The following is a 25366-nucleotide window of genomic DNA, read 5'->3' as shown; positions in this document are numbered from 1 at the left end:
TGTGATCCCGCCGACGGATACGGACCGAGAGTCGCGTCGCCGGGCGGGATGTCGCGAGGATGGAAGCGTGCACAGTAGTCAGATCGTGACGGTATTCCTGGATCTCGTCGTCATCATGGCGGTGGCGCGGGTTCTGGGGTGGCTCGCCGAGAAGGTCGGCCAGCCCGCCGTCATCGGGGAGATCACGGCGGGAATCCTGGTCGGCCCCACCGTCCTCGGCGCCGATCTCTCGTCCGCGTTGTTCCCGCCCGAGATCCGTCCCTATCTGAGTCTGCTCGCCAATGTCGGTGTCGCCGTGTTCATGTTCGTGGCCGGACTCGAACTCGATCGTGGCATGTTCGCGGGCGCGCGGCGCTCGATCTCGGTGGTGTCGGCCGCCGCCTATCTGTTCCCGTTCGTCCTCGGATGCGGTGTCGCCGCGATCGCGCTGTCGCGCCACGCCACCGGCGACCGGTTGAATTTCGCCCTCTTCGTCGGCTGCGCGCTCGCGGTCACGGCCTTTCCGGTACTCGTGCGAATCCTGCACGATCGTGGGCTGATTCGCACCAGGCTCGGCCAGCTCAGCCTGGCGTGCGCCGCGCTGGTCGACATCCTGGCCTGGTCGGCGCTCGCCGTGGTGCTCGCCGTCGCGCACCCGGCGGCGGGGACCCAGTGGCGACTGTTCCTGTTGATACCCCTGGTCGCCGTGACCTGGTGGGTGGTGCGACCCGCCCTCGCGCGACTGGCCGAGGTGGGCACCGAGCAGACGATGATCGTGGTCGGTGTCGGTGGGGCGCTGCTCCTCGGCGCGGTCACCGAATGGATCGGGCTGCACCTGATATTCGGCGCGTTCGCCTTCGGTGTCGTATTCCCGCGCACCCGCAGGACGAGTGTGGAATCGGGCGCGCGGGTCCTGAGTTCGGTGCTGCTGCCCGGATTCTTCGTGGTGTCGGGTCTGGCCGTCGATCTCGGATCGCTGGACCGGACCGCGGTCGGCGAATTGACCGTCATCGTGGTGGTGGCCGTCGCGGGGAAACTGCTCGGCGTCTACCTGGCGGGACGGGCGACCGGGCTGCGTCCGCGCCCGGCCGCCGCGCTCGCCGCGTTGCTGAACACCCGGGGTCTGACCGAACTGGTGATCCTGAATGTCGGGCTCGGAATCGGAATCATCGGGCCGCAACTGTATTCGCTGCTGGTGGTGATGGCGCTGGTGACGACGGCGATGACCGCGCCCGCGTTGCGCGTCATCGGTGTGCCCGAGCGGCTCGCCGACGAATTCGGGGACGACGAACACGGCGACGAGGAATCAGAGCGGGCGTCGGCCGAATCCGCCGCCGGAGAAGACGAAACCGCCGCACGCGACGAATCGCGTGCGGCGGACTCCGGGGGTAGGCATTAGACCCGGGCGGCCACCTTCGGCTGCGGCGCGACGCCGGGCAGCACCCGCTTGACCGGGATGGTCGTCGCGAGCACGGCGCCCAGGATCGCCACGCCGCCGCCGATCAGCAGGCCGACCCGGAAACCGGTCTCCGTCGGGAGCATGTGTCCGCCGACCGAGAGGGTCATCTGCGCCAGGATCGCGCCGACGACGGCCGCCGAGATCGAGGTGCCGATGGCCCGCATCAGGGTGTTGAAGCTGTTGGCCGCGGCGGTCTCGGAAACCGGGACCGCACCCATGATCAGCGCGGGCATCGCGCCGTAGGCGAAGCCGACGCCGGTGTTGATGATGACGGTCGCCGCGAGGATCCCCCAGGTGGAACCCATCAGAATCAGCGAGGCGGCATAGCCCGCGGCGATGATGGCGCAGCCGGCGGCGAGGGTGAACTTGGGGCCGCGCAGGGCCGAGAGCCGCGCGCCGAACGGGGAGATCACCATCATCGTCAGACCGGCGGGCGCCATCCACAGGCCCATGGCGAACATGGACTGCCCGAGACCGAATCCGGTGGATTTCGGCAATTGCAGCAGCTGGGGGATCAGCAGCGCCTGGGCGTACATCGCCATGGAGACGACCACCGAGGTCGCGTTGGTGAGCAGGACCTGGGGGCGGGCGGTGACGCGCAGGTCGACCAGTGGCTGGCTGGTGCGCAGTTCGTAGCGGCCCCAGATCAGGATCGCGACGATCGCGGCGGCGAACAGGCCGAGGATGGTGGCGCTGGTCCAGCCCCAGGTCGCGCCCTTGGAGACCGCGAGCAGCAGGCAGACGAGTCCGATTCCGAGTCCGATCGCGCCCAGGTAGTCGAAACGTCCGGCGGGGCCTTGGGTGGGGATCTCGGGGATGACGAGGTAGATCAGGACGCCGACGATCGCGGCGAGCACGGCGCAGCCCCAGAACAGCATCCGCCAGTCGCTGTTCTCGACGACGGCGGCGGCGATGGGAAGTCCGAGCGCGCCGCCGATTCCGAGGCTGGCGCTGATCAGGGCGATGGCCGAACCGAGGCGTTCCGGCGGCAGCAGGTCGCGCATCGCGCTGATGCCGATCGGGATGATGCCGACGCCCATGCCCTGGAGACCGCGGCCGATGATCATCGGCAACACCGAGGTGGCGGTGGCGCACACGATCGATCCGACGATGAGCGGGACGATGGAGGCCAGCAGTACCGGGCGTTTTCCGTACATGTCACCGAGTCGTCCGGCGACCGGCGTGACGACGGCGCCGACGAGCAGCGTCGCGGTGACCACCCAGGTGGTGTTGGACGCGGTGCTGTGCAGGATCTGTGGAAGTTGACCGAGTAGCGGCACGACGAGGGTCTGCATCAGCGCGGCGACGATGCCCGCGGACGCCACGACGGCCAGGACGGCATTGTGCCGGACGGTGGAGCTGGGTGTGCTCACGGACATCTCCCTTTGCTGACGTTAACTAACGATATGCATCGTACATCCAATATGCATTATGCATATCCTATGTGTGATGCACACGTCATGCATGATGCATGGCCTATGTGTCCTGCATAACGCGTGGTATACCTGGTGTCGGGGAGTTGTCCGCAGTGTCTCGCGGAGCTGTCGAAAGGACCGCAATGGACAAGGCCATCGACTCGATCGAGTTCGAGACCATGCTGTTCGGCCGATACAGCCTGGCCTCCCGCAAAGGTGACGAGCGCAGTCTCGACCGCAGCGTCTACACACTGCTCGCCCGGCTCCACATGGAGGGGCCGATGACCATCGGCCAACTCGGCGAGGCGCTCGGCCTGGACGATTCGACCGTGAACCGGCAGACCGCCGCCATGATGAAAGCCGGTCTGCTCGAGCGGATCGCCGATCCCGACGGCGGATTGGCGCGCAAGTTCCGCGCCACCGCCGACGGTGAACGTCAGTTGGAAGCGCAACGTGCCGAGAGTATCCGGCACCTGGACACCATCCTGAGCGATTGGGCTCCCGAGGATGTCGCGATCTTCGGTGCCTACCTGGAGCGGTTCAACACCGATATCGAGCGGTATCACGGGCGGCCGTGGCCGCGCCCGGCCGGTTCGCTGTCGGCCACCCGTTTCGGCCGGGGCGCCGCGGGCTGAACCGCCACGCGGTCCGAACACGTGATCGCACGGAGACGCTCACACCACTTCTCTCACACGGGTAACGGCGTACCTGCCAACGCGTCTCGCAGCAGCGCGAGATCCGGGACCGGTACCTCCAGCAGTGGAAGACGCACGGTCGCATGGGCGATGATGCCGCGCTCGGCAAGGGCTGCCTTCGCCGTCACCGCCCCGGGGGACACGCGCACGAGGGCATCGGCCAGCGGGATCAGCCCGGCCTGGATAGCCCGCGCCGAGTCGAGATCGCCGTCGCGGACCGCGCGGATGAGCGCGCCATTGCGGTCGGCGACGATATTGCCCGCGACGCTGACCAGGCCGGCGGCGCCGCACGCGAGGTAGGGCAGGGCGAGTTCGTCGATACCGCAGTAGTACGCCAGTGGCGTCGAGGCCATGACCGACATCGCCTCGAACAGGTCGCCCTTGGCGTCCTTGACCGCCAGGATCCGGGGGTGGGCGGACAGTTCGATCAGGGTGCTCGCGTCCATCGCGAGACCGGTACGCGCCGGTACGTCGTAGAGCATCACCGGCAGATCGGTGGCATCGGCGACGGTCACGCAGTGCGCGATCACCCCGGCCTGGGTCGGCCTCGAGTAGTACGGGCAGACCAGCAGCAGCGCGTCCGCACCGGCGTCCTGCCCGTCGCGTGCGCGGCGCACACTCGCGACGGTGTCGTAGGTGCCGATTCCGGCGATCACCCGCGCTCGACTCTTCGATCGCGCGACCACGGCGCGGACGAGACCGGCGGATTCGGCCTCGGTGAGTGTCGGTGCCTCCCCGGTGGTTCCGGCGACGACGATGCCGTCGCATCCGGTGGCGAGCAGGTGGTCGACGAGTCCGGTGACGCCGGATCGGTCGAGCCCGCCGCCGGGACGCATCGGGGTCACCATGGCGACGAGGTTCGTGCCGAAGAGTCGGGCGGCGGTGGTGTTCGGATCGGTCATGTCTCGATCCTGCGCCCGTCGATAGATGCGGTCCAGCGATGCTTTCTTGTCGATATTGCGTAGCCTTGCTTCATGATCGATGTCGGCGCGCTGCGAGCGTTGCGGGCCGTGGCCGCGTCGGGGACGTTGGCGCGTGCGGCCGAGGAACTCGGGTTCACGGCCTCGGCGGTCTCGCAGCAGATCAAGCGGCTGGAACGGCAGATCGGTGTGCCCGTGCTGGCGCAGGCCGGGCGCGGGGTCGTGCTGACCCCGGCCGGGCAGGCCGTGGTCGACTCCGCGCCCGAGGTGTTCCAGGCTCTGGAACGATGCGCCGAAGCGGCCCAATCGGTTTCGGAAGGCGCGCCGCGCGGAACACTGCGCGTCGCCGCGTTCTCGACCGCGATCAGAGGGCTGCTCGCGCCCGCCGTGGCGCGCCTGTCGACGCGGTGCCCGGATCTGCGCGTGCTCATCACCGAACAGGATCCGGACCGGGCCGTGCACAGCGTCGACACGGGTACCGCGGACCTGGCGCTCGTCCACGACGCCGACGGACTGCCCGCGCCGTTGCCGCCGTCGTTGACCCAGCGTCACATGCACACCGATATCGGCGACGTCGTCATGGAACGCGCGCATCCGCTGGCCGAGATCGACCGGCCACTGACCGCGGACGACCTCGCGGGCCACGCCTGGGTGACGAGTCCGCCGGGCACGGTGTGCCACCAGTGGTTCCGCCGATTGTTCGCCGACGCCCGCGCCGAACCCGATGTGCGCCACCTGGTCGACGATTTCGCCACCCAACTGTCGCTGGTCGACTCCGGCGCGGTCATCGCCCTGATCCCGCGCCTGGCACGGCCGCCGCTGGGAGACGGACTCGTCGCCCGTCCGCTGCGACGGCAACCGACCCGCGACGTGCACGCGGCCTGGCGGCACAGCGCCGATGCCAGTCCGGCGATCCGGGCTGTGCTCGCGGAACTGACGCTCGAGCAGGTGCCGCGTGGGCGGGTATCAGGGAGTGGCCGCGGTCCGCTGGTCCAGTAGCAGTCCGAGCAACCCGGACTCGCGACTCTGGGTGTCGAGCATGTCGCGGGCCGCCTGTTTGACGATTCCGCTCGACAGTTGTCGCTCGGCGGCCTGCGCCATCTGGATGCCGCCGTAGTGGTGGCGTTGCATCAGGCGCAGGAACAGGATCTCGGCGTCGGCGCCGCGCGCGGCGGACAGGGCGTCGAGTTCCTCCTGTGTCGCCATCCCCGGCATGGTCGTCGGCGCCGGGGTCTGGGCCGCCGCGCTCGTGGCCGCGCCGCCGTGCGCGTGCCCCGGGTGTGCGGACTTGTCGGGCCCGGTGTCGTCGTGCATCCACGCCATCGGGTGCGGGTTGGTGGTGACGACACGGGCCATGCGCAGCCAGCCGAGCATCATGCCCAGTTCGAGACGCTGGGTGTCGGCCAATTGCTGGGCCAGCGCCCTGACCGTCGGGTCCGCCGCGCGGTCCAGGCGCTGGGTCATCGACAGCGCCTGATTGTGGTGGGCCACCATGTCCTGGGTGAAGCCGATCTCGGTATCGCTCATCACCGGTGGTGCGGCGGTGTCGTCGGACAGCACGAGCGGTCCCAGCGCCGCGCCCACGACCAGCAGCAACACCGCGAAACTGGTGAGCGCGGCGCCTTTGACCCAGTCGGCTCGGGTCATGAGCCGACGGTGGATTTCTGGTCGGCGGGCGGCGTGTAGACCGAGGGCGACAATTGCAGGGTGAGGAATCCGTTGTCGGCGCACGTCGTCCACAACTGGTTGCCACGCCATTCGGGCGGCGAGAAGCACCAGTCGGTGGACAGATCCCCGAACGCGACCATGCCGGACCGGCTGCCGATCGCCTGCGACAGGTCGAACTGCCCCTGCAGGATCGTCTGGATCACCGTCGGCGCGGCCAGGACCGGCGGTCCGATGATCGAGGCGAGCGCATGCGGCGAATTGGTGAGTTCGGTGTTGTCGCCGGTGCGTGCGGGCGGGTTGTAGTAGGCGATCTCGCGCACCGAGCGCGGATCGCGGACGTCGAACACGCGAATTCCCGACGACAGCCATCCGCAGGCGAGCGCGGTGGGATTCGCGGGCCGGTCGGCGGCGCAGTAGTGCGCGTCGTAGGCGAACAGCGAACCGCCCGCCGCCGAGGCCATGGCCACGTCCTGGTTGTCCGGCAGATCGATTTCCAGCTTGATGGAATTCACCAGTTGCGGACGGCTGCCGTCGCGCGCGTCGAAGATCTTGACGCCGCCGGATCCGGCCTCCTGCACGGAGAACACGTAGGGCGTGCCGTCGTAGGTGACGGGAACATGGTGCTGTGTCGCCCAGCCGTCGGTCCACGTGGTGTGCGAGAGTTCGCGGACCTGGGGGTCGCGGTCGCGCCGCTGCACGGCCGAGACATCGAGGACCATCATGCCGCCGAAGTTGTTGGCCAGGTACAGGGTGTTGCCGTCGGCGCTGAATCCGAGACCGTGCATCGACAGTCCGGGCAGGCTCTGCCAGATGACCCGGGGCGCGGCGGGGTCGCTGAGATCGACGGCGCTGACGAGCCCGGGGGCGACGCCCGAGGCCCAATAGGTCTTGCCGTCGGGGGAGAAGCCGCCTTCGTGCGCCGTAATGGGCAGTGGCATACCGAGATCGGTGCCCGGGCCGGGATTGAGCAGACGCGGGTGCGCGCAGTCGGAGATGTCGTAGACCGAGAGCAGTCCCGCGCCGGTGAGCACGGGAGCCCCGGTGCCGACGAGAAGTTTGCGTTCGTGGTTGACCTTCAGGCTTTCCCAGGTGCCCGCGAGCATGGCGGGTTCGGTCAACGTGGCGGTGAGGACGGGCGTCGACGGATTCGAGACGTCGAGTACCTGCACGCCCTGCTCGCGGCCGAGCAGATTACCGGGGAAGAAGGTGCCGACATAGGCGCAATGGTCGAAGGTGGTCGAGGTGATACCGCCGCCGACACCCGGGTAGCCGCCGAGTCTGGTGATATTGCAGCTGTAGCCCGCGGCACTGCGCTTGCTGTCCCGGTCGGCGGCGGGAACATCGCCCTGCAAGCCGGTCTCGGGACCGGAGGCGGGGTCCGAACCCGCCCCGCACGCGGCGCGGCCCACGGCGACGGTGCTGAGACCACCGATCTCGGTGACTCGGCCCGGTGAACCGGATTCCGGTTGCGCGGAGAGGATTCCGGTCGGAAGCAGCAACGCGGCGGCTGCCGCGATCACCGAAATCCGTCGAGCACGGAGCCAATGCTGTGATCTCATAGTGTCCCTCGGCGGTGAGGGCGCCTTTCGTCCGGATGGCACGCGGTGCGGCCGCGATGTCCCCGATTCCCTGATGTGGGCCGGAGACGCCGTGGTGCGGAGTCTGTCGAGGGTGCGACAGCGATCCACTAACCGGACTTAACTATCCGGTAGGAGTGTCGGTAAGTGTGCTACCGGTTACGTTCGGAGTCAATGATGTTACGGATCACATCACGAATCCCGGCCTCCGCGCGGCGGGCACCGAGGTTCGAGCGAATCGATCCGGTGCGGTACGTTGGCGCGATGACATCGGCAGGCCGTGCCAACAGGGGGCCGAAGGCCGCGGCGAGCAATCGCGCGGCACTCATTCGGGCGGCACGAGAAATATTCGCGGAGAACGGCTTCGAGGCGGCGCTCAGCTCGATCGCGCGGGCGGCGGGCGTCGGTCAGGGCGTGCTGTATCGGCACTTTCCGACGCGGGAGAGTTTGGCGCTCGCGGTTTTCGAGGAGAACATCCTCGAAGTAGAGGAACTGGCCGCCGATCCCGACAGCACCGTCGACGACGTGCTGGCGGTCATCGTCGATCAGCTCACCCTGTCGGCCGCGTTCATCTCGATGTTCGATCCGACGGGAACCGACGATCCGCGATTGCTCGAAGTCTCGGGCAGGTTGATCGAACTGGTCGCGCACAAATTGGCCGATCCGGCGCAGCGGGGAACGATCCGCGCGGACGTCACCGCCTCGGAAGTGGTTCTCGCGGTGGCGATGCTGGCGGGGATACTGACGAAGGCCGACGTGCAGGCCAAACGGGAAGTAGCCCGGCAGGCGTGGGGTCTGCTGGAACGCGGACTGACCAGATGAGTCGAGTGTCCGGTCCGGCCTACCCCGCCCGCGAATTCAGGAAATAGGGGTGCGCGGTCGCGCCGTGGCAAGTCCGGGGCGACGGAGCGGGCGGTGGCGGATACCCGGTTCGGGTTTGCCCGGCCGAGCCGGTGCTTCGCGCCTGGTGGCCGGATCCGTCGCCGCGACGGGCCTGGTCTCGGTCCGGGCCCCGGATCGGGAGGTCACCTGGACGGTGCCGTGCCATCCGCAGGGCAGGCCGCAGGTGGGGTGGACCGTGGTCTCGATGCGACCGTTGTCGAAACGACGGGTGGTCGCCGTGGCCTGCGCGTGGTACCCGCAGCTCGGGCACTTCTCGAAATAGTCGAGCACATCGCTGACGCTGATGATGACCGAATCGGCCTCGGTCTCGGGTTTCTGTGGTGCGGCGGCCTGCGGCCACGGGTTGCGCTGGGCGTGCGAGGTCCGCTCCGGCGCCTCCGATCGCGCCGGGAGTGCTGGGAATCTGCTGGTATCTGCTTGGTCGGGCACGATTGCTCGCCTCGTTAGGTGGATGTCGACTGTGAGAGTCCTTACCCCGTTGATGGTAATCAGCTTCTTGAGTGACGTAAACAACATTCTCAAAATTGAATATGCAGCTAGCGGGAACTAGACACGAAGATTCGGGCACGGGGGCGTCGAACAGACACGAACGCGATCCGGATATTGTTTTCCGGTTAGCTGCCCGTTCACGGTCGGTCACCGACGAGAAGCCGTACCGCGACCGTGGGAAACCGCTCGACCGGGGTCTCGGCGGACCGGGTCAGTGGAGTATCGGGGTGAACTGCGGCAGGTCGACGCTGGTCCGGATTCCGGGCGGCGCCGCGCACAGGTACGGCACCGCGTTCACCGCGCGGTTGGCGGTGTAGCCGGGGGAGACGGCGCTCATCATGTCCAGGGAAACGGGAAAGCGCAGGTCGACGTCGAGCGGGGCGTCACCGTCGACGTCGATGTGCCAGCCGGTGGGTCGCACGGACCATTCCGGTTCGAGATCGGTCGTGCAGTACCACATGGCACAGAACTCGATCAGCGGTGTGCCGTCCCGGTGACCGGTGATCGTGATGCGTTGGGCCGCCACACTCCCCGGCGCCAGGGTGCCCGCGGCGATGCGGGTGCGATGCCTGGCGGTCGCCACCTCGCCCGCCACGTCGACGGTGTCGAGCGGCAGATGCAGCGCGTCGGCGAGCAGTCGCAGCGACGGCTCGAAATTCGCCCGCAGATGGTCGAGTCGATGCTGGTCGAACGCCGTGGGCGGTGCGCCGAAACCCATGACGTCGAACAGGATTCCCGGTGAATCGCGACGGGACAGATCGGCGAATTCCCGAATGGTCAGGCGTTCGAGGCGGCGCTGGATCGAGGTGAGCGCGATCGGGACGGCCTCGGTGATGAATCCGGGGCTGCTTCCGGTGCTGTGGATCGAGGAATTGCCGAGCCAGCACGCGGATTCGACCTGCGCGCACAACTCCCGGTCCATGCTGGGCGGATGGTGGAACTCGCCCCGGGTGGTGACGATATTGAAGCCGGAGGTGAGCAATCGGCACACCTGCTCGGCATCGAACGCGCGGGGCATATACAGCACGCAATCGGCGTCCAGGGCGAGGATCTCGTCCATGTCGCCGGTCGCGAGGACGCCGGTCTCACGCTCCAGACCGCACAGGGTGCCCGCGTCGACGCCGACTTTCTTCGCGCCGTGCACATAGACGCCGACCAGGTCCAGATGCGGATGCTCGAGCACCGCGCGTAACGAGCGCGCGCCGATATTGCCGGTGGCCCACTGGATTACGCGGTACGGAGCGGCCGTCGTTCGGGTCATGCCCCGAGTGTAGGGCCATTCTCACGGAGTGAGAATGAAATTCTCCTCAGAGCTTGCCCGCGAAGCCGAGCGCGCAGAAGTTCCAGACCTCGTCCGCGGTAATCGGATTGAGCGTCTCCTCGTCCTCCGCGCCGGTGGATTGGGCGGTGAACATGACGGTCTGCATCACCATGGCGGCCATCCGGCGGGCGTTGACGTTCGAACGCAGCTTGCCGTCGGAATCCGCTTCGGAGAGCAGTTCTGCCAGCAGTGCGAGCAACGGCGCGTGCGCGATCTTGACCTGCGCGGGATGGGTGACCAGCAGCTGCGGCGCGAAATCGGTGAACAGCGGGCGCTGCGCGGTGGGATCGGGGCGACACAGCTCGAACAGCAGGCGGACGGCGATCTCGAGGCGGTCATAGGGGTCGTTCTGGCCCGTGGCGGCAGCGCGGATCTGCTCGGCGGCGCGGCTCAGCGCGTCTTCGAACAGCGCGAGCAGAAGTTCGTGTTTACCGTCGAATTGCAGGTAGAAGCTGCGCAGCGACTGCTTGGAGCGGTCGACGACCTCTTGGACGGTGAAATCCGTCGTGCCCTTCTCGGTGATGATCGCCTGCGCCGCGTCGAGGAAGCGCTGTACGCGCTGTTCGGCACGGAGTTTCGCGGTCCGGATGGACCGCTCGACGGCGCGCTGCTTCCACGCCGGCTCTTCACTGGCGCTGGTCACCGGGCTACCGACCCGCTGTCATGCTGAGAGAACATGATTGCACTGTACCGGAGAACGTGCCAAGATTGTTGCGCTCATTGCAGGCGTTTCGAGGTTTTTGAGATTTAGCCTTACAAAATCGAGAATTGTGTTCTCTTCTCGCTCGTCACGAGGGCCGGAAACGGAGCAAGCCCTCTTGCGCGAACGACGCGACCAGGATGCCGTCCTCGGTCAGGATGTCGCCCCGGCCGAAGCAGCGGCCGTGCGCGACCAGCGGGCTGTGGTGCCGCAGGAGCAGCCAATCGTCGACGCGTACCTCGCGGTGGAACCACACCGAATGCGTGATGGTCGCCGAGGTGAAGTCGGTGCCGTTCCCCGCCTGACCGATTCCGTCGAGCGGGCGCAGAGCCGTGCCGATCGGACTGAGGTCGGTCGCATAGGCCAGGATCGCCGGATTCAGATCGTCCTCGACGCCCGGTGTCCGCATCCAGAGTTCGTAATCGGGCGGGCCGACCTCGGGGGAATCGAGATCGCTCGTCGCCCGCGTCTCCCACGGCATGAGCGCGATATCGCGACGGTGCTCGGGGCCGGGCAGGGCGGGGATGCCGTCGACGGTCTGATGTTCGCGACCCTCTTCGCCGACATGCATCGACACCATGGCGGTGGCGATGACGTCGCGTTTCTGTCGCGCGGTGATCGTCAGCGAGGCGTATGTCCTGCCCTCCTGCTGGCGCTGCACGATGTAGTAGACGGGGGAGTCGCTCTTGCCCTCGTTGGCGAACAGCACGTGCAGGGATTTCACGACCTTCGACGGGCACGCGCGGGTCGCGGCACGGACGAACTGTCCGAGCAACTGTCCGCCGAACAGTCGGTGATGCTCGATCTGCTGACAGGGCGCCTCGAAGACGGTCAGGGTGCTGCGCCGGGCCGGGGGCGGGTCCGGCCGACCGCCGTCCTGCGCCGACGGGGTCGTCGGTCGGAGACGGAGATCGAAGCAGGTCAGCAGGTCGCTCCACATATCGGGCATGACTCAGTGTAGGACAGCCTTGCCTATCCGAGAACTGAGTTCTTCCAGTGGGGGCAGTCGCCTATCACGCGCGTCCCGGTAGAACATGTGGTTCAGGAGCGAGAACGCGGTAACCGCTACACCGGATCGAAGGACGAGATCCGCCAGTCGTCGTCGACCTTGGTCAGCGATACCCGCACACTGCTCGCGGCCATGGCCGGATCGGGTTTGTCCGCACTCGTGGTCGTCTGATTGATGAAGACCAGCACCACCGCCGAGTCCGGCTTCAGGTCCGAGACCGCGGCGCGCACCACGGCGGCGGTGGTCTCGACCGCTTTCTGTTTCGCCGCGGGCGCGACGATCTGCTGGGTGAACTGCGAATAGTAGGTCAGGAAGTCGCCGGTGAGATGGCCCTTCGCCGACGCGAAATCGCGGTCGAGGGTGTTCGGCCCGTACGACAACAGGGCGACGGTGCCTTCGGAGGCGGCGGCGACGGCCGATCGCGCGGCGTCCTCGCCGGTCTCGCGGTCCGGCTGGTACTGCCGTACCGCCAGGGTGGTCGCGGTGGCCACCGAAACGAGGACCGCGAGCGCGAGCAGGACCATCCAGGGCTCGGCGCGGAGCCGGCCGACTATACGTGCGATCACGGTACGAACTCGACTTTCGACATCTTGATCTGACCGTCCACTCGCGTCACTGTGACGCTGAGTCGCCATGCGCGAGGCTCCTGCTCGGCGCCCGCGGAATTGGTCACCCGCGAGGTCGCCGCGACCAGTACCACTGCGGTGTCGTCGGTCATGGACTCGACCGCGACACCGTTGACCGTCCCCTCGGTAGCCACCTGTGACTGTCGGATGACATTGGTGAAATCGTCTGCGCGACTGCTGAAGTCCTCACGGAAGGAACCGGTGGAATTATCGAGCACGCGCTGCACGTCCTCGGCGGCACGATTGAAATCCAGAGTGGTCAGTGCGACGACACCCTGACGTGCCGCCGCGCTGAATTCCGCGGTCCGGCGATGTTCCTCGGACGCCGTGTGGTGATTCCACACGAAGAATCCGCTGGCGGCGAGGGCGACGACGACGAGTGCCACGGCCGCCGTCACCACGGCGATGCGGCGGCGGAATGTCGTGTCTCGGCTATCGGTCGGCAACGGTGCCGCGGTGGCGGTCTCCGGGTCGGCGAGCGCGATGTCGTCGGACGGGACGGCGGTCGTCTTCTCGAGCGTGATGCCGACCGAATCCGTCCCGGCGGCAGTCTCGGTGGTCGCGGTGGGGATATCCGACCGTGCGGCGGTGTCGGCGTCTTCCGTGCCGGTCTCGGAGTCGGTGACCGCGTCGCCGGGAGGCGTGTCCGACGAGAGTTCGCTCGCCGCTTCGGATTCGAGGCTCGCGATTTCGGCGCTGTCGGCTCGATCCGTCGGCGCCGGTTCGGCGACGTCGTCCGTCGTCGTCGCTTCCGCCGCGACGGACTTCGTTCGACCGTTCCCGGTATCCGCTTCGCGTCGGCCCTTCGGCGCGGAGGTGACGCTCGCCGCGTGTCGACGTAATCGCGCGGCGTGGGCTCGAGCGCGGGCCGCCTCGGCGGCGGCTTCGGCCGCCTCGGCTTCTGCCTCGGCCTCTTCCAGTGCCAGAAGCAGTGTGCGCGAATCGGCTTCGGCGGTCGCCGTGGTCTCGTCGGATTCGGCGCCACGCACGCCGGGTGGGTCGAGAGCATGGTCGGTGAGTGGTTGCATCGTCGGTCCCTCGACATCGTGACGGATCGCGAATTCCCGGGCTGCGGGCGTGCGCCCGTGCGGGCTACCGATCGGTCCGTCGTGTCAACTTTGACGAGAATGACGTTACCACTCCGTTGTGAATCAGGTCATAAATTTCCATACGGAACTCTGGTGATTTGTATTCTGACATGCGGAAATGTCATTCCTCATTTTCGCGAACATCATTCCGGTCAAAGGTCCTGACGGCGGTCGCGGTCGCTCGAGCTGTCACCGCGCGTCGGTGTTCGCCGCGTCCAAGCGGTAGGTCGCGTGCCCGCCGACGACGGTCAGCGCGACCATGTCCGAGGCGAGTTCGGCCAGCGCCTGCTCGGGCGCCGCCGTGAGCACACACAGATCACCCGGCTGCCCCACGTCCACGCGCCGCGCCAGGTCCGGGCGCTGCGCGGATCCGCAGAAGAGTGCCAGCGCCCGCTCGGCCGAAATCCGTTCGGAGGGACCGAGAATCTCGCCGTCGACGGTCCTGCGGTGCACGGCGGCGCGCATGGCGGCCCACGGATCGCCGTCCCCGAACGGCATATCGGTGGACAGCGCCAGCCGGACGCCCCGGTCGAGCAACGAGGCGACCCGCCACAGCATCGGATGGTCCCGCACGGGAATGTCGCGCAGATAGGCGTCGCCGCGCTCGGCCACGAAATTCGGCTGGGTCACCACCGTCACACCCAGTGCGGCGAGCACGTCGAGGTAGTCGTCGTGGATCAGCGCGCCGTGTTCGATGCGGTCACGCGGGTCGTGGCCCGCCGCCTGCAGCGCCGCGACGGTCACCGCCAGTTGGCTTTCGGTCACGCAGTGCACGGCGATACCGCGATCGGCGCGATGACAGCGCGCGGCCCGGTCGGTGAGATCGTCGAGATCGAGGGTCTCGTCGTCGAGGATGATCTTGACCGGACCGATCGTCACCCCGGGCACGGCGGTGACGCCAAGCGCCGCCAGGCTGTGCGGTCGTTGCGGCAGTTCGCCGCTGTGATGCGCGGCGGCGAGCGCGTCGATATCGGCTCGGCTCTGACCGGGAGTCGCGTCGGTGACGCCGGTGACGCCCCACGTCGACAGAGTCGCGCCGAGCCGGTTCAGACGATGTTCGACCGGGGGCAGGGTGTGCCCGGGGTCGGTGTCGACGCGGAACAGCCTGCCGTCCGGATGGTCCGGCATCCCGAGCGCGGCAAGACCGGGGGAGTTCACGATCCACAACGCGCCGCTGCGGTGCTGGACCCGTATCGGCCTGCGGGATTCGATCGCGTCCAGGTCGCGGCGGTCGATATCGCCCGCGACGGATTCGTGGTAGCCCACGGCCCGGATCCACCCGTCGACATCGGCGGTGGCGGTGCGCAGCGCCACGGCGAAAGTCTCGGGATCGGTCGTCCACGGCGGCCCGACCCGCGCCGAGGTCTGCGCCGCCGCGGTCGAGCGGAGATGGACGTGATGGTCGTGCAGACCGGGCACGATCGCGCCGCCCGCCGCGTCGAAAACCTCTTCGCCGCGCGCCGCCTGCAACCGTTCGGCCATCGCGACGATCCGCGCGCCGACCCGCAGATCGACGCGCCTGCCGTCGAGAAGGGTGGCGCGCTGGATCAGCACGCCGCGAGCCTGTCTGCGACCAGCCGTCGCACGGTGTCGGTATCCGCGCCGACGGCGCCCGCGCGCGGTCCGATATCGGTCGGGCGGGCCGGTGCGAGTGCGGGGAACGTCGAATCGCGCGGTGCGCGCGGCAGTGCCGCGTAGGTCGCGGCGACGGCGGCCATGGACAGTTCGACGAGTTCGCCGCCGCCGCGTCCGAGCGCGTCGAGTACCGCCGCGGCGGCCTCGAGTCCGGTGAGCGGATCGGCGATGGCGTCGCCGCAGAAAACGGGCCGCCGCGGCGCACCGCCGACCAACCCGCCCGACACCGCGGCGTCGTCCCCGAAAGCCACGTGATCGGCCGCGGGGCCTTCCGTCCCGTGACCGGTGATCCGGAGCCAGACCCGGCCGGGGCGCGCGGGGATGTCGTGCGGTCCGAGGCCGCGCCGTTCGAGCGCGGCGGGCCGCGAACCCTCGAGCACGATGTCGGCGACCGCGAGCAGATCGCGCAGCGAATCGGCGTCGGTGTCCAGATCGGCTGCCCAGCAGAGTTTTCCGCCGTTCATCCAGTCGAAGAAGGCCGGGTCGCCGCCACGGGTGCCGTCGGGGCGGCGCGGACTCTCGACCTTGACCACCGTCGCGCCCGCCTCGGCGAGCAGTCGGGCGCACAGCGGTCCGGCCCACATCGACGTCAGATCGACCACGAGGCGTCCGACGACACCGCGCGCGGGTCCGCGCGGGCCCACGCGCCGGATACGCGGTGCCGCCGGGGCGGTTTCACCGAGTGTCGCGGCGGGCAGGCCGAGGAGTCGGGCGCGCTCGGTGATCTCCTCGGCCGGACGTCGCGCCGCCCACTCCCGGATCGCGGGCCACGGATCGGATTCGACGGCGTCGGATTCCAGCAGCGCGGGCACGGTCTCCACATCGGCCGTCCGCGAGAGGGTCAGCGCGCACCACCCGTCCAGTGCGGCCGACAGCGTCGTCGCCCCGCCCGCGGACATATCGCCCCGGCGTCGCAGCCCGAGCAGGGCAGCGCGGCCCGCCAGGAGATTCGGTACATCGATCGCGACACCGGTCGTCGCGGTGATCCGCCGTCCGACCTCCAGCGCCCGCACAAGTACCGGGGCGCGTGAGAACTCCGGTGTGCCTTCGGCTGTCCCCGTCAACCACGCGAGCCCGCTGCTCGCCCACAGTGCGGCGGCCTCCACCGGGTCGACGGTGTCGTCACTCGGGGGGCAGGGCGCGTCGGTGATCTCGTCGTTCGGCTCGGAGTCGCCGCGGGGTGCCCTCGGCTCCGCACCGCCGGGGGCACGCCCCCGGGTCGGTCCGCCGGTCCCGCCCATCGGATCAGTCGCCGATCTCATCGATCAGACCCCACTCGAGTGCCGTCGTCGCCGTGATCGTGTGGCCGGTGAGCACCAGGTACGCCGTGCGCCAGCGCCCGATTCTGCGGGTGACGCTCACCGTGCCGCCCGCGCCGGGGATCAGGCCGAGTTCGAGTTCGGGGAGGCCGAAGATCGTGTCGGGGTGGGCGCGCACGGTGCCGAAGAACGAGGCCATCTCCAGTCCGCTGCCGAGGACGCGGCCGTGCACGAAGGCCCGGCACTCGCGCCCGAGCCTGCGGGTCAGTTCGTCGATCGCCTGCGCCGGGCTGTGCCTGGTGCGCGCGACGTGGGAAGCCGCCGGGTCGACGAAGGTGCCGAATTCCGCGAGATCGCCGCCGCTACAGAACGACGGTCCCGCGCCGCGCAGGTGCACCGCGCGCACGGATGGGTCCAGCCTGGCCACCGTCAGCGCGTCGAGCAGACCGGCCCTGGTGCGATTGTCGAAGGCGTTGTGCCGGTGCGGACGGTTGAACGAGACCTCGAGGGTGTCGCCGTCGCGTGCGCACAGCACCGCCTCGGTGGTTTCCTCGGCGATGAGTTTCGGCCCGCGTTCGTCGAGCCAGCGCCGGAATTCGGGTCCGGCCTGCAATGTCGAGTAGGCCAGCGATTCCAGGGCGAGCCCCGGCCACAGTTCGGTGCAGGCCGCGGTGGCGCGCAGGACGTCGTCACAGATCGTCGCGGCCAGCGGCGACCGCGCGCACCGGGTCTCGATCTCCTCGAGCGTCTTGTCGACGGAGTCGACGGTGACCAGGCGCGGATCGCTCGATTCGTTCTCGGTGAGCGTGAACGTTGCGTGCTGGAGCCATGACTGCGGGTCGGCGGGATCGACGCCGACGGCGATCACCGGGCCGGACGGCATCGCCTCGGTGATATCGGGCGCGGTGCTCGGTTCTATCACCCGGATCACGGTATTTTCCGGCCTTTCCTGGTGCGGTCGTGGTGCTGATCATGATGCCACCTCCGCCCTTTGCGCTGGTCCGATGCCGGGCTCCCGCACTTTTCGGCCTACGGGTTACGCTCGTTTGCATATGTTATTCTCCGAACAGGAGAATGCCACTATCACGCGGATCGACCGGCGGTCCGCGCCGAATGCCGACAGCGGTATGCCGAGGCGATGTCGATCGGTGGCGCACTGAGAGGCGACTGCATGAGCATTTCGTTGTTGCTGGACATGGCGGCGTCGAGCGCCCCGGACCGCGTCGCGGTCGTCTCCGACGAATTGCGGTGGACCGCGGGGCATTTGAACACGCTGACCGAAGGCGGCGCCGGGGTCATCCAGGGATCGGGCGCGCGCACCGTCGCCTACGTCGGCACCGGCGGCGCGATGCTGCCGCTGCTGATCTTCTCGTCGGCGCGCGCCGGTGTCTCGTTCGCGCCGCTGAACTACCGGCTCAGCGGGGTGAAACTGCGCGAGCTGATCGATCGGCTCGAGGATCCGCTGCTGATCTGCGACAGCGATTACGTCGACAGCGTCGGCGGCTACGAGGGCCGTCTGCTGCGTTCGGAGGATTTCCTCGACGCCGCGGCCTCGGCCGATCCGGTATCGGAGATGCCCGAGCCCGACGACGTCGCCGTGGTGCTGTTCACCTCGGGTACGACCTCCGCGCCCAAGGCCGTGGAACTGTCGCACAACAACCTGGTCAGCTACATCACCGGCACGGTCGATTTCGCCGCGGCGGACCCCGACGACGTGGCGCTGATCTGTGTGCCGCCGTATCACGTCGCCGGTGTGAGCGCCGCGCTGTCGAATCTGTACGCGGGCCGCAAGATGGTCTACCTGCGCAGTTTCGATCCGGCCGAGTGGGTGCGGCTGATCAACAACGAACGCGTCACCACCGCGACGGTCGTGCCGACCATGCTCGATCGCGTCATCACCGAGATCAAGCGCGCCGGCACCACCCTGCCGACGCTGCGCAACCTGGCCTACGGCGGATCCAAGGTGCCGCTGCCGCTGGTGCGCACGGCGCTGGAACTGCTGCCCGAGGTCGGCTTCGTCAACGCCTACGGACTGACCGAGACCAGTTCCACCATCGCGGTATTGGGCCCGGACGACCACCGCGCGGCGCGCGCGTCCGACGATCCGGCCGTGGTGCGCAGACTCGGTTCGGTCGGACGCCCGGTCCCGGGCATCGAGGTCGAGATCCGCGACGAACTCGGCGCGGTGCTCGGCCCGGACGAACCCGGTGAACTGTTCGTGCGCGGTGAGCAGGTGTCGGGCAAGTACACCGGTATCGGTTCGGTGCTCGACGAGAACGGGTGGTTCCCGACCAAGGATGTCGCGGTGCTCGACGCCGAGGGCTACCTGTTCATCGGCGGCCGTTCCGACGACACGATCATTCGCGGCGGCGAGAACATCGCGCCCGCCGAGATCGAGGACGTGCTCGTGGAGCATCCCGGTGTGCGCGAGGTGGCGGTCGTCGGCGTCGAGGACGCCGAATGGGGGCAGATCATCGTCGCCGTCGTGGTGCCCGAGGAGGGCGCGGATCCGGATCCGGAGGAACTGCGCACCTACGTGCGTGGCACACTGCGTGGTTCACGCACCCCGGATCGGGTGGTGTTCAGGGACGGCCTGCCCGCGACGCCGACCGGCAAGGTGCTGCGGCGTGAACTCATCGATGAACTCACCCTCGACGCCGCTGTCGGCGGCGCGGGTCAGTAGTACCGGTCAGGAAGGATGATCATGATCAAGAACGGTTCTCGGCTACGCAGCCAGGTCTGCGATACCGAGGTCATCGTCGTGAAGTCGTCGGACAGCCTCGACGATCTGCGCGCGGGCGGCGTCGCCATGGTGGCGATCGACGGCGAGAAGGCCGCGGACGCGGCGCTCGACGCCGAATTCGCCGACGGCACGGTGATGGGCAAGCGCTACGTCGACGAGAGCGGTGCGGAGGTGCTCGTCACCAAGGCGGGCGCGGGCAGTCTGAGCGTCGGCGCGACCAAGCTGGCGCTCAAAGAGGCCAAGCCGCTGCCCGCCAGCGACTGATTCCCGGATACGACGATGGCACCGCCCCGGTGACGGGTGCGGTGCCATCGTCGTTTCGGGCTACCCCCTCGCGGTGGTCACCATCTCCTCGATATCGATGAACTTCACGCGCGGGCGGGTCACCTCGGCGCCACGCTTGCGTTCGGCGGCGTCGATGGCCCGCCAGCCCTTCCAGTCGACCGCGTCGACACCGCGTTCGGCCAGCAGTCCGCGCAGTGCCGCGCGGTCGCCGACCTCACGGTGCAGCGCGCCCCGGTCGAAATCGGCGATGAGCTGGGCGACGGTTTCCTCCGCGCAGCCGCGATTGGTCCCGATGACCCCGCGCGGCCCGCGCTTGATCCAGCCGGTGACGTACACGCCGGGGACCGGAGCGCCGTCCGCGCCGATCACCTTGCCGTTCTCGTGCGGCACCGTCCCGGTCGCCTCGTCGTAGGGCAGACCCGTCACCGCCGAGCCGCGGTAACCGATCGACCGCAGCACCAGCGAGGTCTCGATGACGGTCGATTCGTCGGTTCCGGTGCGCGCGACGCGCAAACCCGTCACCCCGTCCTCGCCGACGAATTCGGTCGGCGAGCTGTCGAACCGGAAGACGATGCGCTTGTTGCCCGGTGTCGGGGTGCGCTCGGCGAACTCGCGCGCGATATCGAGTTTGAGCCTGGTCTCCACGTCGTCGTCGGGCCTGCTCTCGGTGTCGCCGCCGTCGATGACGACGTCGATCCCGGGCAGATGTCCGAGCGCGTGGAACTCGCCGAGGGAGAACGCGCCGTCGCGCGGTCCGCGACGGCCCAGGATGACCACTTCCTCGATCTCGCTGCCCGCGAGGGCCGCGAGCGCGTGCTCGGCGATATCGGTGCCGGTGAGCGCGTCGGTGTCGAGCAGCAGCATCCTGGCGACGTCGAGGGCGACATTGCCGTTGCCGATGATGACCGCGCGCCGCCCGGACAGCTCGAATTCCCGTGCCGCGTGGTCGGGATGACCGTTGTACCAGCCGACGAAATCGGCGGCGGCGTGGTGGCCCGCGAGCCGGTCTCCCGGGATGCCCAGGTCCCGGCTGGAGGACGCGCCTACCGCGTAGATCACCGCGTGGTGGTTGGCGAGCAGATCCGCGTGCGTGATCGCCTGCCCGATCTCGACATTGAGATAGCAGCCGAACCGGGCGTTGCCGAAGGCGCCCTCGAAGATCTTGACCACCGATTTGGTGCGCTGGTGATCGGGCGCCACGCCGGCCCGGATCAGCCCGAACGGCGTCGGAAGCCGTTCGAACAGTTCGACTTCCACGCCGTCGACGCCGAGCAGTTCGGCGGCCGCGTAGCAGGCGGCGGGGCCCGCGCCGACGATCGCGACGCGCAGCGCGCCCCGGTCGACGGCGGGCGGACGGGTCATCGGCATGATCATCGCCGGTTCGAGCGGGTTGTGCCGGAAGTATTCCGCGTTGATGTCGAGGAACCGCTCCATGCCCTCGGGGAGGTCGAATTCGGAGTAGACCGCGTCGACCGGGCACTCGTCGGCGCACGCGCCGCAGTCGATGCAGGTCTCCGGATCGATGAACAGCATCTGGGTGCCCGGCGACCCGTCGGTGGCGCTCGGCCGGATGCAGTCGACCGGGCATGCCGACACGCAGCTGGCGTCCTTGCAGCAGTTCTGTGTGATGACGTAGGTCATCGGTCGGCCTCCTTCGAAGGTGACGGATCGGGGTCCGTGTGGCGGGCGCTGGTGCGCCGACGGATCACGAACGGAACCGCACTAGTGCTTCCTGGGCGAAGGAGGCCACGAGGGTGCCGTCCTCGGTGAGCGCGTCACCGCGGCCGAATGCCCTGCCGTTGGCCAGGATCGGGCTGTGCTGGCGCATCAGCAGCCAGTCGTCGGTGCGCAGCGGGCGGTGGAACCACAGCGTGTGCGAGGTGACCGCGGACAGGAACTGGGTGCCGTTGCCGACGTGGCTGATGCCATCGACGGGGCGCAGCGCGGTGCCGATCAGGGTGAGGTCGGTGGCGTAGGCGGCCAGGGCGGGGGCCAGGGTGGGGTCGACCTCCGGCGTGCGCATCCAGAACTGGAATTCGGCGGGGCCGGTGGCGGTGCTGTCGAGATCGGCGTCGGCGCGGACCTCCCACGGGATGAGGCCGAATTCGCGAGGCGTGCTCTGCTCGGCCGCGCCGCCGACCGCGTCGACGGTCTGGCGGTCGATCCCTTCCTCCGGGGCGTGGATCGAGGCGACGGCCGAGGCGACGACCTCGGTGCCCTGGGTGGCGTTGATGGCGAGGGTGCCGAAGGAGCGGCCCTCGTGCCTGCGGATCACCTCGTAGCGCACCGGCTGATCGGCGCGGCCCTCACGCGGGAACACGGTGTGCAGCGATTTGACCGTCTTGTCGGGGCTGGCCAGACGCGCGGCGCTCAGCAGCTGCGCCAGGATCTGACCGCCGAAAATACGGTGGTACTCGAGTTGCTGGTTGGGGCCCTCGTAGTACAGGGCGCCGGTGGCTCCGGCCGAGGTCGCGTCGTCGTCGACGGCGATTTCCTTCAGATCCAGGCACGCGAGAAGGTCGCTCCACATATCGGACATGCGAATAGTGTAAGTGATACTCTCTCTGACTGAGAGGGGCATTCTCCGTGACGGTAGCGGACCGGTGACAACGCACCCGGGTTACGGTCCGCGGGGGCTCACGCGCCGAGAGCGAGGCTGGATCGTGCAACTGACCTTCGACGAGACCGTGGAGGCGTTCCGCGCGGAATTCGTCGCCTTCCTCGACGAGCATCTGCCCGACGAATCGGAAGCGACCGAACGGGCCCGCTCGACCTCCCACATCCCCGAATGGGCGCGGCGCTGGCAGCGCCTGCAATTCGACAACGGCTGGCTGGCGCCGGGCTACCCGCCGGAATTCGGGGGTCGCGACGCCGGGGTCATCGAGCAGTACGTGCACCGCGAGGAATTGGCGCGTCGCGGCATCCACGAGAATTTCAACCCGCAGGGACTCGGCATCATCGCCGCCTCGCTGATCACCTTCGGTTCCGCCGAACAGCAACGGCGCTGGGCGATTCCGATCCTGCGCGGCGATATGACCGCCTCGCTCGGCATGAGCGAACCCGGCGCGGGTTCGGATCTGGCCGGTCTGCGCACCCGCGCCGTACTCGACGGCGACCGGTTCGTCGTCAACGGCCAGAAGGTGTGGACCTCGGGAGCCCACGACGCCGACGTCCTGCTGACCTTCGTGCGCACCGACCCCGACGCCGTCAAACACCGTGGCATCTCGGCCCTGCTCATCCCCACCGATTCGCCAGGGGTGCACCGGCGACCCTTCGCCTCGGTCTGCGACCGCGACGACCTCGACTTCAACGAGGTCTTCTTCGCCGATGTCGAGGTGCCCGCCGAGAACCTGGTCGGCGAGTTGCACAAGGGGTGGGCGGTGGCGACCGGATCACTCGGACACGAACGCACGCTGCTGTGGCTGGCCTTCGCCGACCGGCTCGGCAATCTGGTGGACGAATTCGAGCCCGACGGCCCCGTGCAGGCCGATCAATACGCGACGCTGGTCATGGACAACTACGCGCTGCGCCTGCTCGGCTCCGGCGCGCTGGCCAAGGCCGCGCGCGGCGTGGACGACGTGGCGGGTATGTCGGTGCTGAAACTGCTCGGCTCGGAAGCGGCCCAGCGGGCCACCGAAGCCGCGCTCGACGCCGCGGGGCCGGACGGGCTGGCCCATCCCGGCGTCACCGGCAGGCGCAGCGCCCTGAATCTCGAGGACGTGGCCGCCGGATGGTTCGACCGCTACGTGCGGACCTTCGCCGGAACCATCGCGGGCGGCACCTCGGAGATCCAGCGCAACATCATCGCCGAGCGAGTGCTCGGACTGCCCCGGTAGTCGCCGAATCCGCTAGTGCGCGAGAGAGATGGCGTTGCGCGGACACTGCACTACCGCGTCGCGCACCCGCGGTTCGATATCCGGGGTGAGTTCCTCGCGCAGCAGTTCGAGCCGATCGTCGTCGTCGAGATCGAACACCTCGGGGACGATTCCCGCGCAGATGCCGTTGCTCTCGCACAGCACGGTGTCGACGTGGATCCTCATCGCGATACCTCCGTGGTCTGTGCGACGGCCGAGGGACCGTCGGCACGCGCGGCGGTGTCGGGGGTTTCGATGATGGCGTGCACCGGGCAGTCCAGCAGCGCCCGCATGACCGCGTCGCGGTCCGACGGCGGGATGACGCCGTCGCCGACCAGGACGGCGTAGCCCCAGTCGTCGAGCGAGAAGTACTCCGGCGCGTGTTTGGCGCAGATGCCGAAGCCGTCGCACATGGTGCGGTCGAGTCGGATCTTCATGCGTGGGCCACCGCTTCCACTGCGAAGGGTCGATCGGCGGTGTAGGCGCCGGATCGGCATGTCGGACAACGATTGTCGAGGTGGTCGACGACCTCGACGGGGAAACGGGCGAGCAGGGTCGCCGCGGTGTTGGTCGCGCCGTCGAGAGTGCCGCACGCGCCACGCCCGCGCAGCACCACCGACCAGCGCTCGAGCCGGGCCAGATCCTCGGTGCCCGCGACGCCGTCGCGAAGCGCGCACAGGGCGGCGGCCATGGCGGCGGTGCCGTTGAAGCAGGAACCGCACTGTCCGGCGTTCTCGCGGTCGAAGTAGCTCATCACCGCCGCGGCGACCGCGACGGGGCATTCGGAGGTGATCAGTGAGATCGCCCCGCACCCGAGTCCGCTGCCGAGCGCGCGCAGCGCGGCGTGGTCGAGCGTCGCGCCGAGTACGTCGCGGTCGAGCATGCCCGCGAAGTAGCCGCCCATGAGCGCGCCGCGCACGTCATCGGGCGAAATACCCTCCCAGGACAGCAGATCGGTGAGCGCGACACCGTGGGGGAGTTCGTAGAGCGCGGGCGCGCGTCCGGCGACGGTGAGCGTCGCCAGGAAGGTTCCCGGCGAGGTGGCCGTGCCCTCGGACCGGAACGCCTGCCCGCCGTAGCGTTGGACGAACGGCAGGTTCGACAGTGTCTCGACATTGCTCACCACCGTCGGGACACCGGCGACGCCCTGCTCGAAGGGGCGTGGCGGCTTGTCCTTGGGCAGCGCGGGCCCGCCGTTGATGGCCTGGACGGCCGCGGTCTCCTCACCGGCCACGTACGCGGGTGCGACACTGACGACGCGAACGACGAGATCATCGAACGCGGCCTCGGCGACGGCGGCCTCGATCCGCTCGGCCGCTTCGGGGTCGGAGACGTAGACGAAAGCCCGTCGCGCTCCCACGACCGCCGCGGCCAGGCGCAGTCCGTCCAGGATCAGGTGCGGGCGGTGGCGCAGCAACCATTTGTCCTTGATGGAGGACGGTTCGCCCTCTTCGCCGTTGGCCACCACGACGGTGTCACGGCCGCGCAGACCGGCCTCGCGGACCGTGCGAAGTTTGACGGCGAGCGGGAACCCGGCCCCGCCTCGGCCGAGTAATCCGCTGCCTTCGACCTCGGCGAGCAGATCCGTGGTCGAGGCCAGGGGGCGGTAGCCGCCCTGTTCGCGGTATTCGGCCGCACTCTCGATGCCCGGCGCGGCCCGCAACAGACGCGGGCGGCAGCCGGGGGCCGTGGCAACGGTGAGTGAACCGGATGGTTCGAACGCATCGCGCATGGTCACCTC

The 25366-nt window shown here is 68.7% G+C and carries 25 protein-coding genes; 7 read left to right on the top strand and 18 right to left on the bottom strand.

Going from position 1 to position 25366, the window contains the following annotated elements:
- Positions 1–67: 67 nt before the first annotated feature.
- Positions 68–1378, top strand: a complete 1311-nt coding sequence (locus JZ792_RS02650) for a cation:proton antiporter (RefSeq protein WP_308165114.1) — start codon at positions 68–70, stop codon at positions 1376–1378.
- On the opposite strand, the gene JZ792_RS02645 is transcribed toward JZ792_RS02650, so the two are convergent.
- A complete protein-coding gene (locus tag JZ792_RS02645; protein ID WP_216906456.1) occupies positions 1375–2817 on the bottom strand; it encodes an MFS transporter in 1443 nt (480 codons plus the stop codon). The two genes, JZ792_RS02650 and JZ792_RS02645, sit on opposite strands and share 4 nt — an antisense overlap.
- Positions 2818–2996: 179 nt before the next feature.
- Between JZ792_RS02645 and JZ792_RS02640 the strand changes: the two genes are divergently transcribed.
- The gene (locus JZ792_RS02640; RefSeq protein ID WP_216906454.1) at positions 2997–3488 is read left to right on the top strand and encodes a MarR family winged helix-turn-helix transcriptional regulator; all 492 of its coding nucleotides are present in this window, start codon (positions 2997–2999) and stop codon (positions 3486–3488) included.
- Positions 3489–3541: 53 nt separating this feature from the next.
- Here the strand turns inward: JZ792_RS02640 and dapA are convergent, their stop codons facing one another.
- Entirely contained in the window at positions 3542–4450 is a 909-nt protein-coding gene (dapA, locus tag JZ792_RS02635; RefSeq protein WP_216906452.1) for a 4-hydroxy-tetrahydrodipicolinate synthase, read from the bottom strand.
- A gap of 72 nt (positions 4451–4522) precedes the next feature.
- On the opposite strand from dapA, the gene JZ792_RS02630 reads away from it, so the two are divergent.
- Complete coding sequence (locus JZ792_RS02630) at positions 4523–5467, top strand: LysR family transcriptional regulator (protein WP_216906450.1); 945 nt, start codon at positions 4523–4525, stop codon at positions 5465–5467.
- On the opposite strand, the gene JZ792_RS02625 is transcribed toward JZ792_RS02630, so the two are convergent.
- Together JZ792_RS02625 and JZ792_RS02620 are read right to left on the bottom strand one after the other, a co-directional pair.
- Positions 5435–6115 (bottom strand): DUF305 domain-containing protein, encoded by a 681-nt coding sequence (locus JZ792_RS02625; RefSeq protein WP_216906448.1) that lies wholly within the window; start codon positions 6113–6115, stop codon positions 5435–5437. The two genes, JZ792_RS02630 and JZ792_RS02625, sit on opposite strands and share 33 nt — an antisense overlap.
- Positions 6112–7695 (bottom strand): LVIVD repeat-containing protein, encoded by a 1584-nt coding sequence (locus JZ792_RS02620; RefSeq protein ID WP_216906446.1) that lies wholly within the window; start codon positions 7693–7695, stop codon positions 6112–6114. The genes JZ792_RS02625 and JZ792_RS02620 overlap by 4 nt, the downstream gene beginning before the upstream one ends.
- 282 nt (positions 7696–7977) lie before the next feature.
- Between JZ792_RS02620 and JZ792_RS02615 the strand changes: the two genes are divergently transcribed.
- The gene (locus tag JZ792_RS02615; RefSeq protein WP_216906444.1) at positions 7978–8535 is read left to right on the top strand and encodes a TetR family transcriptional regulator; all 558 of its coding nucleotides are present in this window, start codon (positions 7978–7980) and stop codon (positions 8533–8535) included.
- A gap of 36 nt (positions 8536–8571) precedes the next feature.
- Here JZ792_RS02615 and JZ792_RS02610 read toward each other — a convergent pair whose 3' ends face one another.
- The 9 genes from JZ792_RS02610 to JZ792_RS02570 all read right to left on the bottom strand — a co-directional run bounded on the left by JZ792_RS02610 (position 8572) and on the right by JZ792_RS02570 (position 17674).
- Positions 8572–9045 (bottom strand): hypothetical protein, encoded by a 474-nt coding sequence (locus JZ792_RS02610; protein ID WP_216906442.1) that lies wholly within the window; start codon positions 9043–9045, stop codon positions 8572–8574.
- Positions 9046–9316: 271 nt separating this feature from the next.
- Complete coding sequence (locus tag JZ792_RS02605; RefSeq protein WP_216906440.1) at positions 9317–10366, bottom strand: NAD(P)H-dependent amine dehydrogenase family protein; 1050 nt, start codon at positions 10364–10366, stop codon at positions 9317–9319.
- A 46-nt stretch (positions 10367–10412) separates the two neighbouring features.
- Positions 10413–11069: a TetR/AcrR family transcriptional regulator gene (locus tag JZ792_RS02600; RefSeq protein ID WP_216906438.1), complete on the bottom strand. Its 657-nt coding sequence runs from the start codon at positions 11067–11069 to the stop codon at positions 10413–10415.
- A 145-nt stretch (positions 11070–11214) separates the two neighbouring features.
- Positions 11215–12075: an acyl-CoA thioesterase gene (locus JZ792_RS02595; RefSeq protein ID WP_216906436.1), complete on the bottom strand. Its 861-nt coding sequence runs from the start codon at positions 12073–12075 to the stop codon at positions 11215–11217.
- Positions 12076–12191: 116 nt separating this feature from the next.
- A complete protein-coding gene (locus tag JZ792_RS02590; protein WP_438804288.1) occupies positions 12192–12770 on the bottom strand; it encodes an Rv1363c family protein in 579 nt (192 codons plus the stop codon).
- Positions 12698–13789, bottom strand: a complete 1092-nt coding sequence (locus JZ792_RS02585) for an Rv1363c family protein (RefSeq protein WP_216906432.1) — start codon at positions 13787–13789, stop codon at positions 12698–12700. Before JZ792_RS02585 ends, JZ792_RS02590 begins: the two co-directional genes overlap by 73 nt.
- Before the next feature lie 249 nt (positions 13790–14038).
- The gene (locus JZ792_RS02580; protein WP_216906430.1) at positions 14039–15403 is read right to left on the bottom strand and encodes an amidohydrolase family protein; all 1365 of its coding nucleotides are present in this window, start codon (positions 15401–15403) and stop codon (positions 14039–14041) included.
- Positions 15397–16746 (bottom strand): CoA transferase, encoded by a 1350-nt coding sequence (locus tag JZ792_RS02575; RefSeq protein ID WP_254189179.1) that lies wholly within the window; start codon positions 16744–16746, stop codon positions 15397–15399. Before JZ792_RS02575 ends, JZ792_RS02580 begins: the two co-directional genes overlap by 7 nt.
- On the bottom strand, positions 16730–17674 hold the full coding sequence (locus tag JZ792_RS02570; protein ID WP_216906428.1) for an enoyl-CoA hydratase/isomerase family protein: 945 nt from the start codon (positions 17672–17674) through the stop codon (positions 16730–16732). Before JZ792_RS02570 ends, JZ792_RS02575 begins: the two co-directional genes overlap by 17 nt.
- A gap of 240 nt (positions 17675–17914) precedes the next feature.
- Between JZ792_RS02570 and JZ792_RS02565 the strand changes: the two genes are divergently transcribed.
- Together JZ792_RS02565 and JZ792_RS02560 are read left to right on the top strand one after the other, a co-directional pair.
- Positions 17915–19426, top strand: a complete 1512-nt coding sequence (locus JZ792_RS02565; protein WP_216906426.1) for a class I adenylate-forming enzyme family protein — start codon at positions 17915–17917, stop codon at positions 19424–19426.
- A 21-nt stretch (positions 19427–19447) separates the two neighbouring features.
- Positions 19448–19750, top strand: coding sequence for a hypothetical protein (locus tag JZ792_RS02560; protein ID WP_216906424.1), 303 nt, complete (start codon positions 19448–19450; stop codon positions 19748–19750).
- A gap of 60 nt (positions 19751–19810) precedes the next feature.
- Here JZ792_RS02560 and JZ792_RS02555 read toward each other — a convergent pair whose 3' ends face one another.
- Positions 19811–21412 carry an FAD-dependent oxidoreductase gene (locus JZ792_RS02555; RefSeq protein ID WP_216906421.1) on the bottom strand — a complete coding sequence of 534 codons (1602 nt, stop codon included), beginning with the start codon at positions 21410–21412 and terminating at the stop codon, positions 19811–19813.
- Between the two features lie 64 nt (positions 21413–21476).
- A complete protein-coding gene (locus JZ792_RS02550) occupies positions 21477–22310 on the bottom strand; it encodes an acyl-CoA thioesterase (protein WP_216906418.1) in 834 nt (277 codons plus the stop codon).
- 124 nt (positions 22311–22434) lie between these two features.
- Between JZ792_RS02550 and JZ792_RS02545 the strand changes: the two genes are divergently transcribed.
- Positions 22435–23607 carry an acyl-CoA dehydrogenase family protein gene (locus JZ792_RS02545; protein WP_216906416.1) on the top strand — a complete coding sequence of 391 codons (1173 nt, stop codon included), beginning with the start codon at positions 22435–22437 and terminating at the stop codon, positions 23605–23607.
- Between the two features lie 12 nt (positions 23608–23619).
- On the opposite strand, the gene JZ792_RS02540 is transcribed toward JZ792_RS02545, so the two are convergent.
- From JZ792_RS02540 to JZ792_RS02530, 3 genes are read right to left on the bottom strand one after another with little or no spacing between them, the layout of a single operon-like run.
- Positions 23620–23817 (bottom strand): ferredoxin, encoded by a 198-nt coding sequence (locus JZ792_RS02540; protein WP_216906657.1) that lies wholly within the window; start codon positions 23815–23817, stop codon positions 23620–23622.
- Positions 23808–24062 (bottom strand): ferredoxin, encoded by a 255-nt coding sequence (locus JZ792_RS02535; RefSeq protein ID WP_216906414.1) that lies wholly within the window; start codon positions 24060–24062, stop codon positions 23808–23810. The genes JZ792_RS02540 and JZ792_RS02535 overlap by 10 nt, the downstream gene beginning before the upstream one ends.
- Positions 24059–25357 (bottom strand): NADH-ubiquinone oxidoreductase-F iron-sulfur binding region domain-containing protein, encoded by a 1299-nt coding sequence (locus JZ792_RS02530; protein ID WP_216906412.1) that lies wholly within the window; start codon positions 25355–25357, stop codon positions 24059–24061. The genes JZ792_RS02535 and JZ792_RS02530 overlap by 4 nt, the downstream gene beginning before the upstream one ends.
- Positions 25358–25366 lie beyond the last annotated feature (9 nt).

Source organism: Nocardia noduli, assembly GCF_019038455.1.
GTDB lineage: Bacteria > Actinomycetota > Actinomycetes > Mycobacteriales > Mycobacteriaceae > Nocardia > Nocardia noduli.
The sequence above is the reverse complement of the archived record's forward strand: the minus strand, read 5'-3'. Positions and strand labels throughout refer to the sequence as shown.

Excerpts from the sequence above, each read along its gene's own strand:
- JZ792_RS02645 (WP_216906456.1), bottom strand. The coding sequence starts at position 2,817 with ATGTCCGTGAGCACACCCAGCTCCACCGTCCGGCACAATGCCGTCCTG.
- JZ792_RS02640 (WP_216906454.1), top strand. The coding sequence starts at position 2,997 with ATGGACAAGGCCATCGACTCGATCGAGTTCGAGACCATGCTGTTCGGC.
- dapA (WP_216906452.1), bottom strand. The coding sequence starts at position 4,450 with ATGACCGATCCGAACACCACCGCCGCCCGACTCTTCGGCACGAACCTC.
- JZ792_RS02630 (WP_216906450.1), top strand. The coding sequence starts at position 4,523 with ATGATCGATGTCGGCGCGCTGCGAGCGTTGCGGGCCGTGGCCGCGTCG.
- JZ792_RS02625 (WP_216906448.1), bottom strand. The coding sequence starts at position 6,115 with ATGACCCGAGCCGACTGGGTCAAAGGCGCCGCGCTCACCAGTTTCGCG.
- JZ792_RS02620 (WP_216906446.1), bottom strand. The coding sequence starts at position 7,695 with ATGAGATCACAGCATTGGCTCCGTGCTCGACGGATTTCGGTGATCGCG.
- JZ792_RS02615 (WP_216906444.1), top strand. The coding sequence starts at position 7,978 with ATGACATCGGCAGGCCGTGCCAACAGGGGGCCGAAGGCCGCGGCGAGC.
- JZ792_RS02605 (WP_216906440.1), bottom strand. The coding sequence starts at position 10,366 with ATGACCCGAACGACGGCCGCTCCGTACCGCGTAATCCAGTGGGCCACC.
- JZ792_RS02595 (WP_216906436.1), bottom strand. The coding sequence starts at position 12,075 with ATGCCCGATATGTGGAGCGACCTGCTGACCTGCTTCGATCTCCGTCTC.
- JZ792_RS02590 (WP_438804288.1), bottom strand. The coding sequence starts at position 12,770 with ATGGCGACTCAGCGTCACAGTGACGCGAGTGGACGGTCAGATCAAGAT.
- JZ792_RS02585 (WP_216906432.1), bottom strand. The coding sequence starts at position 13,789 with ATGCAACCACTCACCGACCATGCTCTCGACCCACCCGGCGTGCGTGGC.
- JZ792_RS02575 (WP_254189179.1), bottom strand. The coding sequence starts at position 16,746 with ATGAGATCGGCGACTGATCCGATGGGCGGGACCGGCGGACCGACCCGG.
- JZ792_RS02565 (WP_216906426.1), top strand. The coding sequence starts at position 17,915 with ATGAGCATTTCGTTGTTGCTGGACATGGCGGCGTCGAGCGCCCCGGAC.
- JZ792_RS02560 (WP_216906424.1), top strand. The coding sequence starts at position 19,448 with ATGATCAAGAACGGTTCTCGGCTACGCAGCCAGGTCTGCGATACCGAG.
- JZ792_RS02555 (WP_216906421.1), bottom strand. The coding sequence starts at position 21,412 with ATGACCTACGTCATCACACAGAACTGCTGCAAGGACGCCAGCTGCGTG.
- JZ792_RS02550 (WP_216906418.1), bottom strand. The coding sequence starts at position 22,310 with ATGTCCGATATGTGGAGCGACCTTCTCGCGTGCCTGGATCTGAAGGAA.
- JZ792_RS02535 (WP_216906414.1), bottom strand. The coding sequence starts at position 24,062 with ATGAAGATCCGACTCGACCGCACCATGTGCGACGGCTTCGGCATCTGC.
- JZ792_RS02530 (WP_216906412.1), bottom strand. The coding sequence starts at position 25,357 with ATGCGCGATGCGTTCGAACCATCCGGTTCACTCACCGTTGCCACGGCC.